The 11,054-nt window shown below is 68.6% G+C and carries 6 protein-coding genes and 1 pseudogene; 1 reads left to right on the forward strand and 6 read right to left on the reverse strand.

Annotated features, from left to right (window positions below; all coding sequences use genetic code 11):
• Nucleotides 1–25 precede the first annotated feature (25 nt).
• Nucleotides 26–847 carry an oxidoreductase gene (locus tag MBTS_RS18190; protein WP_192216170.1) on the reverse strand — a complete coding sequence of 274 codons (822 nt, stop codon included), beginning with the start codon at nucleotides 845–847 and terminating at the stop codon, nucleotides 26–28.
• Nucleotides 848–1,408: 561 nt separating this feature from the next.
• Here MBTS_RS18190 and MBTS_RS18195 point away from each other — a divergent pair.
• Complete coding sequence (locus MBTS_RS18195; protein WP_192216171.1) at nucleotides 1,409–2,503, forward strand: acyltransferase family protein; 1,095 nt, start codon at nucleotides 1,409–1,411, stop codon at nucleotides 2,501–2,503.
• 253 nt (nucleotides 2,504–2,756) lie between these two features.
• On the opposite strand, the gene MBTS_RS18200 is transcribed toward MBTS_RS18195, so the two are convergent.
• The 5 genes and pseudogenes from MBTS_RS18200 to MBTS_RS18220 form a co-directional block, all read right to left on the reverse strand.
• Nucleotides 2,757–4,565 (reverse strand): reverse transcriptase family protein, encoded by a 1,809-nt coding sequence (locus tag MBTS_RS18200; protein WP_192216172.1) that lies wholly within the window; start codon nucleotides 4,563–4,565, stop codon nucleotides 2,757–2,759.
• 316 nt (nucleotides 4,566–4,881) lie between these two features.
• Nucleotides 4,882–6,546, reverse strand: coding sequence for an SWIM zinc finger family protein (locus MBTS_RS18205; protein ID WP_192216173.1), 1,665 nt, complete (start codon nucleotides 6,544–6,546; stop codon nucleotides 4,882–4,884).
• Entirely contained in the window at nucleotides 6,543–9,689 is a 3,147-nt protein-coding gene (locus MBTS_RS18210; RefSeq protein WP_192216174.1) for a hypothetical protein, read from the reverse strand. Before MBTS_RS18210 ends, MBTS_RS18205 begins: the two co-directional genes overlap by 4 nt.
• Before the next feature lie 393 nt (nucleotides 9,690–10,082).
• The gene (locus MBTS_RS18215) at nucleotides 10,083–10,367 is read right to left on the reverse strand and encodes a hypothetical protein (RefSeq protein ID WP_238254185.1); all 285 of its coding nucleotides are present in this window, start codon (nucleotides 10,365–10,367) and stop codon (nucleotides 10,083–10,085) included.
• A gap of 196 nt (nucleotides 10,368–10,563) precedes the next feature.
• Nucleotides 10,564–11,054, reverse strand: a pseudogene (locus tag MBTS_RS18220) (hypothetical protein); the annotation flags it as partial.

Genomic DNA, 11,054 nt, shown 5'->3' on the forward strand with positions numbered 1-11,054 from the left:
ACCTGAGCGCCGGGAGCGTGGCGATTCAAGAGACCGGGGGAAGGCGCATCTGCTTGCGGTAGCTCTTGTCGAACTGCTTGGCCGGCACGAAACGGCGCAGGAGGCTGGCCTGCCGCGCCATCGATCCGGCGGTGTAGCGCAGATGCGGCGGCGCCGCGGTGGCGGCTTTCACCACGACCTCGGCGACGATCTCGGGCGCGTCGGCCGTGGCCATGACCTCCCGCGTGAAACGCTCCCGGCCCGCGCGATCGGAATCGTAGAGGCTCAACGGGGCATCGGGGGAGACCAGGTTCGCGTCGAAGGCCGTGCGCGTATAGGCCGGCTCCACCAGCACGACCCGGATCCCCTGGCCGCGGACCTCGTGGTCGAGGGATTCCGAGTAGCCCTCCACCGCGTGCTTGCTGGCCGAATAGACCGCCATGTAGGGCGCCGGGACGAGCCCCAGGATGGAGCTGATGTTGACGATGCGGCCGCCCGCCTGCGCCCGCATCAGCGGCAGCACCGCCCGGGTCGTGCGGATCACGCCGAACAAGTTGACGTCGAAGAGGGCCTGCGCCTGCTCGGCCGTGGATTCCTCCGCCGCGCCGCTGATGCCGAAACCGGCATTGTTGACGAGCAGATCGATCCGCCCGGTCTCGCCGTGGACCGTCTTCACCAGGGCCTCGACGGAGGCGTCGTCGGTCACGTCGCAGGCCAGCATCGTGACGTCCCCGTCCCGCCCCGGAATGGGTCTGCGGCTCGTGCCGTAGACCCGGTAGCCCGCCGCTTTCAGGGCTTTGGCCGTCGCCAAGCCGATGCCGGATGCCGCTCCGGTAACGATGGCCGTCTTGATGTCCGTCTTGCCCACGACGCTCTCCCACGATGCGCCCCCTCGGGGGACCGCTTCGGCTTATAGATTATGATTATAATCTATAATTGCAAGACGTGTCTGGGGAGCCGACGCATCCGCGATGGCGTACGTCGACTCAAAGGGGCCTCCGCCCAGGTCGCCAGCAGGCGAGTGGCTGAAATTTCACGGGTGGTACCGTTCGCGCGCGACCCCTTGCAGACCCTCGGAAGGTCCGCTTCCAGGCTGTTCAGGCCGCTTCCGGGCGAGAGTGGGTGGAAGCAGGCACCGCCTTCGCGCCCGCTTACAACTCGAAGCTTGCTCCGGGAGTGTTCGCGTTCGGCATGCTTGATGAAACATCGAGCAGGACAGGGTTGGGTGGCTCTGCCAATGCCGACTTACGAGCGGCAAGAGCACCGAAGTGAACGTCGCCCCACCGACCCGCGACCCTAAAGCAGGCGCGCCCACAACACATTTCAAAATATGAGTAACTCCAATGCTCGCTTGCAAATTTCAATGGCCTGCATTGGATGTGAATGTCTAACCACACTGTAGTGACTTTAATATCCCGGAGAGCATGTCGTGAAACAGCGCCTCGACGGCTTGACGGGTCTTCGAGGTATTACCGCATTCAGCGTCGTCATTTTTCATTTCAATATTATGCCGCTCAGCTCAATGGAAGTGGCGACCTGGCTGCCATTTTTTAAATTCGGAAATACGGCCGTCGACATCTTTTTTATCATTAGCGGATTCATTATTTCATTTGTTCACCTGAATGATTTCAAGAATTTGAGTAGTAGGGGTATCGGACGATTCATACTTTTGCGACTCGCCAGGATCTACCCGCTTTACGTGCTTACTGTCATATTTATGGTCGGCATGACGGCCGGCGCGATCATGCTCCACTTGCCGTACAATCCCAAAATCGCAGATTTTGGCCGATTACTAGACTGCTTGCTCATGACCCAGGCATGGCATTCAGACGGCATGGTCTGGAATTATCCAGGGTGGTCGCTCAGCGCTGAATGGTTTGAATATCTTATATTTCCCCTCATCGCTTCTGGGGTCGTTGGTCTGGGAAAAAGGCAGGGCGCTTTCGTGTTGGTAGTTGCCGCCGGAGCCCTTATTGCCTATGGCGGACTGAATTACTTCGAAAGTATGCCTTTGATAAGAAGTACGGCTGGTTTTTTATTGGGAATGCTCTGCTTTCAGCTGACTTACTTAAATTTAGTAAAGAGCATTCCGTTTGTCCCCATCGCTTTGCTTGCAATTGCCATTTTGACATTTACATGGGGCACCATTGCCGGACCACTCACGCTTCTAATGTTCTATTCAATTATCGTTTTAGCATGCGCCTATCCAGGCAATAGAATTGAGCGCACTTTCGTGTATAAACCGTTTGAATATTTGGGACAAATATCATATTCCCTTTATCTCATCCACGCGCCCATTCAAATGGTTCTTGGGCGTATCCTGCTCCAGCGTTGGCAGTTTGGTCAGTCAAAGATCGCGGACATCATAGTCAGCGGCGCATTCATCTTTGTGACGGTTCTTTTGGCTCACCTTGTCTATCGGTGGTTTGAGTTGCCAACCAGACGTTGGTTGCGATCGCGCATATTGCCCTATTATCAGCTGGAAGAGGGGGCGCCTCCTGGGGTTACAATTGCGAAGACATGACGATGCCCATCGTGTTGTGGGGAAAGGTCGGCTGAGAGGCGAAAGGTCGGGGTCTTTTTTCCACATATCGCGGACGTTCAGGGGGCGGTACCAAGCGTCGGATGCCCACCACCATGAGCAAGCCGCCGTCACATCGCCAGCGACGGCGTCCTCCGCCGGGTCTCGAAGACCCCGACCCATGGATCAGGGGCAGCGCGGCTCGGTTTGAGGGGCCGTCGGAATGCGGCCGGACACGGGGCCGCTGCCGAGATCCCTATCGCCGGCGTCGGCGGCGGAGCCAGCGTCGGATTGCGATGACGAGAGCCGCCGCGAGCACCAGCAATCCGATAACAGGATGCACGATGGCGCCCGCCTGGAACAGGACGAACACGCCGAGCACCGCCATCCAGGGCTTTAGCGGAGTGTCCTCTTCGATATCGCCGCCGGGCGGCGATCCGGGACGCGGCTGGTCGGGGGGCGGCGCGGGGCGACGGCCGATGGAGGGCAGGCCGCTTCGTCCGGGCGCGCTTATGGCGGGCCGCTCGGCCTCCAGCAGGATGGGATCGGGCTGCGGCGGCGGGCGTTCGGCCGGGCTCCACCAGCCCTCGCGCGGCGGCACGCCCCGGGCGGATTGCGCGCGGAAAGGGGTGATCCGGGGCTGGGCGGATTGCTGCGGCGCTCCGTGCGTCTCGGCGAGCCTTCGCGCCTGCGCGACCAGGGGAGCACCGGCTTCGGGCGTGACCATCCGGACGAAGCGGGCAAAGCCCAAAGCCGCCCCGAGCACCGCCTGCCCCTCGCTCCGGCCCCAGCGGCGGCCGGCGGGGCCGTGGCCCTCGATGCCGTGCAATAGGGCGCGGAACCGCCGCAGGGTCTCGCGCGGCACGGCCACCCGTTCGTTCACCGTGAGCCCGGTGACCTCCTGATGCCGCCCCCGCCGCATCACCCGCGTCTTGTCGGGATGGACGGTGAAGCCTTCCCCGGCGACGATCTCGTGCACGTATTTCAGGAGTGCGCCGGTCTTGCCCGCCGCTTCGCCCGAGGCGGAGAAGGTCATGTCGTCGGCGTACCGCGTGTAGGTGAAGCCGAGCGAGGCGGCGAGGCCGGTGAGGCGCGCATCGAGGCGGGTGCAGACGAGGTTGGTCAGCGCCGGGCTCGTGGGCGCCCCCTGCGGCAGGCGCCGTGGTCCGCGCGCCGCGTAGAGGCGCTGCCCGTCGATCTCGACCTCGTCCACGTCCGGCTCGGTGCAGAGCAGGGCAAGGACGGTGGCGACCGGCTCGGCATAGCCGAGGCCCCGGAACTTCCCCTTGATCCGGCGGTAGTCGAGGGTCGGGAAGAAGTCCTTGAGATCGAGGTTGACCACCACGTCCCGCCCCACATGGAGGGCGGCGTTCGTCAGGATCGAGCGGCCCGGAACGAAGCCGTGGGCCGCGTCGTGGATGCCCGCGTGAGCCAGCACGGCATCGAGAATCCAATATTGCGCCCGCTTGAGCCGGGGCATCGGCGCCGAGATGGCGCGCAGCCCGCCGGTCTTCTTCGGGATGGTGAAGCGCTGGTAATGGCTCACCGTGGCGAGCGCCCGGTCATAGGCGAGGAAGCGCAGCTCGCCGAGGCCGATCCCCATGGCCTCGGCCACAGCGCCAGGACTCGCCAGTTCCGGCAGGCCGTCGGCTCGCGACGCCCCGGCGTCTCCCCCCGAGAGACCCGCCGAGACGCCCTCGCCGAGATAGAGGATCTCCCGGTTCCGGCGCCCGTGCCAGGCGAGCGCGCGTTCGTGCCGCCCGCGCGCGCCGTTGAGCTTGGTTTCGCGTCGCCGTTCCAGGGCCGCCTTCTTCCGGCGCTTGTGCATCGCCTTGAGGGCGGCATCCGGATTCGTCCAGAGCGCCGCGCTGCGATGCAGCTCCGTCAGTTCGCGGGCGAGCTCGCCCCGGCGGCGGATGACCTCCTCGGGGAGGTTCGGCTGATCCTTTCCGGCCGGCCAGTAGCCGAGCCGGATCATCTCTTCGAGGACGACCTCGTCCTTCGAGCTCTCGCGGATGCGGTCGTAGAGCTGCTGGCGGGTGAGCGAGCCGGGCTGGACGCTCATGGGCGGCTCGCCCGCACGGGAAGATGAATGAGGGACGCCGGCCGGAAAGCCTTCGTCAAGTCTCGGGACTGGTCCGGTCCACTCGATGCCGGCACGACCCCTACCGCGCGTTTGGGTTCAAGGAACCCAAACAGAAAGCGCGCGGTAGGGGTCTGTGCCGGCCCAGTGAAGAGCGGGCCAGTGACGCTTTGCCGGGCAGGGTGCAGGGACGGCGAAACGCCGCCCAGGTTGCAAGGTCCGCTCCGCCCGACGTCCCTCTGGGGATGAGACTTAGAGCATGCCGGGGACGGCATCAATCGGTTACGGACGCGGTTCCTCACGCCTGACTCCTCATCGGCTTGCCCTCGACCTGCGTGTGAACGATGCGGCGCAGGGCCAGCATGTGCTCGCAGGGGCCGCGCATCAGTCTGTTGCGGATGTAGAAGCCGCAGGTGCAGTGGCCGCCGACCATCCGGTCGTCCGCGTCGATCTCGACGGCGGTCGCCATGGCCCGGCCGTCGTCCAGCACCGAACCGGTGAGGCTGCGCCGGCCCTCGGCGCGGGTGATGGGGCCGAGGGTCACGAGCCCGGCGGCGACGAAACGGTCGGCCTTGGCCTCCTGCTCCGAGGCGAAGCGCAGAGCGCCCGCATCGAGAGGCTCGCGGGTGAGTTCGCGCAGGCGGAACACCCGCTTGTCGAGGTCGAACATGGCGCGGCCGGCCTGGACGTAGCCGCCGAGCGCCGACTCCACCGTCGCCCGGTCGAGGCCGGTCTCGGCGGCGAGGGTCCCGGCATCGGCGAAGAGATGGCGGCCCAGCGCCGCGAAGACCCGCGCGGCGGTGCCCGCATCGACATCCGTGCGGGGCGCGAGGAGGTCGAACTGGCCGGCGCGGGACCAGTCGTTGGCGGTCCAGCCGGACAGGCCGAGGGTGAAGCGCAGGCCGCCGTAATCCACCACCGCGAAGGAGGGCAGACCGGTGCCGAGGAGATGGAGCCGCACCGATCGGGCGAGGGGCAGGGCGCGGGCGAGGATCGCCAGCCGGCGCCGGCCCCAGAGCCGGATCTCGGCGCTCGCCGGCCCCCGGTAAATCGAGCGCCGGAAGGTCAGCCGCTCGTTCCAGGGTTCGATCAGCACGCTCACCGGCCGGTCCGGCTCGAGCAGGAAGCGCAGGGAGCGCGGGCCGTGCCGCTCCCGGCGGGCGGCGAGCCGCGTGAGGATCGCGTGCAGGTCGACGGGGTGCAGATCGACCACGCAGGCGGGCTGCGTCATGGCGCTCGAGACCTGCAGGAAGCCCCGCATCCAGGAATCGGGCAGATCGATCTTGTCCTCGCGATACTCCTCCGTGCCGCTGGTCTGCACCGAGAAGCCGGTGGGGTCGATGGCGAGCTCGGTGTCCCGGTCGCTGCGGATCTTCTGGAACTCGTCGTACAAAGCGTGGCTGTAATCAATGTTGGTGGTGCCGAAGGCCATCTCGCCCATGCGCTCGAACACGTCATGGTCGCAGGAGAGGCGCCCGTAGGTGGATTCGTCGAGGCTGAAACACTCGAAGAAGATCTCGTCCGGATGCACGGTGATGACCGGGTCGAGGACGATCCAGGCGTCGAGATCCTCTTTGTAGAGGCGGTCGAAATAAAGCTGCCGGGCCTTGTAGAACGGCCGCATCACCGTCTGGTACCGGATGCCGATGTCCGTGAGTTCGCGGCGCAGGGACTCGATCTCGGCTTCCAGCTCGTCCCTGCCGGCCAGCGCTTCGGCCAGGAGCTGCTGCTCGTTGGCCTGCAGCCAGGCGAAATAGGCGCTGCGGTCCTTCGGCTTGAAGCGCAGATCCGACACCACGACGTGGTGGAGGGCCGAGATCGCCTCGCGGAACGGCAGGTGGCGGGCGACCCGTCCGTTGAAGAAGGTCGGCGCGCGCAAGGTGTCGGGGGCGAAGCCGAGCCGCGTCGTGCCCCCTTCCGTGACGGCGCGGCTCTCGCCGAGATAGCGGTGATGGAGCTTCATCGGGCACCCTCCGACAGGGATCCGGGGGAGGGCCGTGCCGCGGACGGTCGCCGGACGAGGGGCGTCTCGAGATCCGGATAGGCGTCGGCGATGTCGCGGAGCGCCAGGATCGCGGCGTTCCGGTCGCGGGCCGTGCCGCTGAGCGACAGGTCGGCGAAGAAGGGCAGCAAACTTTGAGCCCGTTCCCGGCTGCGCAGGGCCTCCCCCTTCAGGAAGGCGGCCATCCTGTCCTTGGCGGTCCGCCCCGTCAGCACCTGCAGCATGACGATGCGGGCCAGCGGCACGAGACGCGCGAAGGCGTCCTCGCTGGCCACGGCCTCTGCCGTCAGCAGCTCCGTCACCAGAAGGTGCATCGAGGGCGAGGGATGTTCGAGGAGGCGCAGGATCTGGGCATCCGCCTCCCCCGGCCGCAGCCGGCTGCGCAGGATCCGGCGGGCGAAGGCCAAGACCTCCGGCTTGACGCTGTCGGTGACGACGGCGAGGGCATCGGGCGTCCAGGCCTCCTCCGGCCAGGCCGCGAAATGGCTCTCCGCGAAGGCGAGCGTCTCCGGCCAGTCGCTCTCGACGAGGAGGACGGCCTCGGCCGCCTCGGCCTGGAAGCGGGCCGGCTCGGCCAGATAGGCGGCCATCGCCCATTGCCGCACGGAGAGATGCGAATGCCCTCCGAGCCGCGCGATCTGGCGCACGCTGAAGAGGCCCGGCGCCCGCTCGGCCAGCACGACGGCGCCGAGGCGCTGCGCGCCCTTGGCCTGCGCCTGGAGGAGGCGCCACAGGGTGCCGGCGTCGAGGGCGGCGAGCTCGCGGGGCATCGCTTCGCTCAGGAGCGCGACCACGTCGGCGACGAACTGGTCGTCCGGCGCGGTGCGGAACAGGCTCCCGATGAGGGATTGCGCCAGGGGGGCGGCGCTGTCCGGGTCGGCATCGACCAGGCGCTTGACCAGGGGCCGCGCCGCCTTTCGCAGGACGGGCGAAGGACCGCAGGCGAAGGCGAGGATGTGGTCGGCGTGCCGGCGGAGCCGCTCATCGTCGAGGCGCGACAGGAGGCCGATCGCGGCGTCCCGCACGTCCAGGGAGTCCGATCCGATCAGGGCGTACCATTGCTCGGCGGGCAGGCCATCGGCATCGGTGCCGGACAGGGCCAGCAGCGCGACGCCCGCAGCGATCATCTCCGGGGCCGGATGCGCCATCAGCGCGCCGATGTCGTGCCCGGCCACCGGCATGTCGTTGTTCGGCCAGAGCAGCGGGAGGCTGCCGCGCATGGCCCGGATCGCCGCCTTCGCTTCCTCGTCGAGGACGGACGGCATCGCCCGCAGCCACGCCACCAGCCGCTCGGCCAAAGGCCCGGCCACGCCGGCCGGAAGCCCGCGCTCGCGGGCGAGGGGGACGAGCGCGGCCCCGACCTCCTGCGCGGCACTCGTGAGCAGGGCGAAGGCAAGCGCCACGTTCGTCCAGGGCAAATCCGCCTCGGCCTCGATCCGCCGCAGGGCGAGCATCCGCGCCTCAGGGAACCGGGCCTGAACGAGGACGGCGAGGAGGTCGGGATCGGCCCCGCCCCGGGCGAGACGCTCCCGCGCGATCTCCAGGCCGAGGGCGGCGACGGCGGGTAGAGTCGCGCCGAGCAGGCGGCCGATTGCGGCGGCATCCAGGGCCGCGCAGGCCGCGGTGTCGGCCCGCAGGACGCGCAGGCCCAGCATCGCCACGGGGTCGATCCGCCCCTCCGTGGCGAGCCGGAGCGCGAGGTCGGGCCGGGCGCTCCAGAGGTCGGGGAAGGCCTCGTCCCGCGAGTCGAGGTCGGTATCGGCATCGAGGAAGAACGTGGCCGAGCCCGAGCGCGGCCGTGCTTGGCGCGCATGGCGGAACAGGAGTTGGCTCGCCGCCCAGTGGGTCGCGAGCGGCCCGCGCAGGCGGGCATCGCGGCCCCAGGTGCCGTTCGCCTGACGCCGCCACAGGGTCGAGACCGTGCGCGGACCCAGATCCTCCGGCCGCACCCTCAGCAGCAGGCCGGCGGCCATCTCGGCGAAGGCCGGATCGCCGACCTCGCCGCGCTTGCGCAAGGCCCGCCAGATCCGGCGCTTGAGGTAGAGCGAGGTGGCCGAGGACAGGCCGATCCGCGCATCCGGACCGCCCCGTTCATCGCGCACCACGAATTGCCGCCGCAACTCGGCCGAGTAGACCAGGGGGGCGCCGGATTTGTACATCGCCTTCGCGGTCTCGAGCCGCAGCGCGGTGGCGCCGAAGAGGCCGGCATCGTCGGCCATCTCGGCATGTTTGAAGAGGCGGCGCAGGCCGATGAGGTAGGGCGGCCGGGCGGGCAGATGCGGGAGCGCGGCGCAGAGGCCCGCATGCAGCACGGCATCGTCCTGCGCGCAGCGGCCGAGCGCCACCAGCGCCGGCCCGACGGCGAGGGGCTTGCCCCTGGCGAGGGCGGTCAGCGCGGCGACGAGGCCGTCCGCGTCGCCGGCGCGGGCCGGCCGGGCGACCGCCTCCGGCAGGTCGGCCTCCTCTCCCGAGGAGCGTCGCTGCGCGCCCATCAGCGGCGAGACCAGGGCGAAGCGGGCGAGGTCACGGATCACGACGCTGCTCGTCTCGGCCGCCACGGCCTCGAGGATCGGTGCCGCCTTGCCCCCCACGGCGCGCGCCAGCGCCCAGACCAGGGCGTAGCTCGCCCCCGCCGGACCGATGTCCCGCACCAGGGCGACGAGGTCCGGCTCCGCTCGCGCGATGCGGAGCTGGCCGATGCGCCAGAGCAGGCGCTCGCGATCCTTCTCCGGCCAGAGCCCGCGCCGGCAGGAGGCCAGCCGCGCGAGAAGGATGCCGTCGCGGCCCTCGGCCGGGGTGCCGCCCTCCCGCGATTCCGCCTCGCCCGCCGGTCCGGGGAAGGAAGCGGCCGGGTCGATCCGGCGGTAGCCGGCATTGACCTTCGCGACGACCACGCTGTCGAACACCTTCGCGGCGGCATCGGCGGTGATCGGCTGCGCCGTCTTCGATCCCTCGCGCAGGATCGTGCCGCGTCGTCCGTAGCGGATATTGACGAGGAAGCGCTCAGGGGCGGCGACCGCGTCGTTCTCCACGAGGTCCACCTCGTAGACCTTGTCGGAGGCCCCCTCCTTCAGGTGGAGGCGCGCCGCGCGGACGACCCTCATGCAGCGGACCCGGTCTGGGCAACAGTGCGATCCTCGGGTCTCTGCATCGTGGCTCCTCGCGAAACGGGGAAGAGGCGGCGACCGGCGCGGTGACATGCGGCGTTCCGGTCGCAGGGATGTCTAGCCGCCCTGGGATCGCGGGGGCAACCCTGGTGGGCCGGGCCACGAATAGTCCCGCACCGTGCGGGTCACACCGGGTCCGCTCTCCTCACGCGAGACCATGCGGGTGCCGATTTCGCCCGCCATCGCCGATCGGGGTCGGCGAGGGGTGGTCGAGACCGTAGCGTCCGTCCCGGAGGTCGCGCCCGAATTGAGTGTCTCTCACAAAACTCCCGCTGCACTGTCGTGCCTGGAGCGAGAACCGGCCGGGATCGGAAGTTTTGTGAGGCATTCTCACGGCGCCCGCCGAGGCGCCGGGCCGCCGCCCGCCCCGGCCGCGGGGCCGTTCCGGCGGTCCTTCGCGACCAGCCCGTCCTCCGTCATCGTGACGTCCCGGAGCGTCGCTGGCGGAATGAAGTCCTTGGAGAGTCCGGCGACGAAAGCCGGCACCGTCCCGAGGCGCCGGGCGGCCTGCCAGCCGGCATGGTGCAGCACGGCGCGCAGCCTCACCCGTTCGGCGAAGGCGGCGCGCGTGGCGGGCCGCGACAGGGGCGGCTTGCCCGCCAGGGGCTCCACCATCCGGCGCCGATGGTCGCGTCGAGGTTCTGGAACTGTTGCTGCTGAAGCCCCTGCGGGATGCTCGCTCCGACATCCTGGGCCGGGCCCGCGACGGGAACGAGCGCGGCGAGGGCGCAGACGCAGCGGATCGTGGCGTTCATGGCATGCTCCACCTTCGTGAAGGCCGACGGATTGCCCTTCACCAGGACACGCCCACTTAGCGCGGAATCACCGAGGCGGCGACGCGCTCGGCCCGCGCGAGGGCGTCCGGCTGGTCCGCGCCGGCGAGACCGATGACGCGCAGGTAGCTCTTGCCCTCGAAGCGGATCGTCTGGGTCACCCCGACCTTTCGGCCGGACCGCACGTCCTTGCCGGTGGCGCGCAGGCGGATGAGGACCGCGCCGCCCTCGCTGGTGCGGCTCTCGTCGGTGACCGCGATGTCCTTCACCTCCCGGATGGTGCCCAGCGCCTTGCGGGCGAAGGCGCTCTGCTGGCCGGTCGCGACCGGGGACTTGCCCAGGGAGGGCGCCACGATGACGAGCGGCTGGGTGCCTTCGGGATCGACGTCCTTGGGGCCGTCGGTGAGCAGGAGGGTATTCCCCATCAGCGTCCGCACCGGGCGGAACCCGGCCAGGTCCCCCACCGCATAGGGCATGGCCGCGATCTGGTCGGCGACGCTGCCGGGGGAGCGGAAGGCGATGGTGCCGA

The sequence above is a fragment of the Methylobacterium bullatum genome, assembly GCF_014845095.1.
Classification (GTDB): domain Bacteria; phylum Pseudomonadota; class Alphaproteobacteria; order Rhizobiales; family Beijerinckiaceae; genus Methylobacterium; species Methylobacterium bullatum.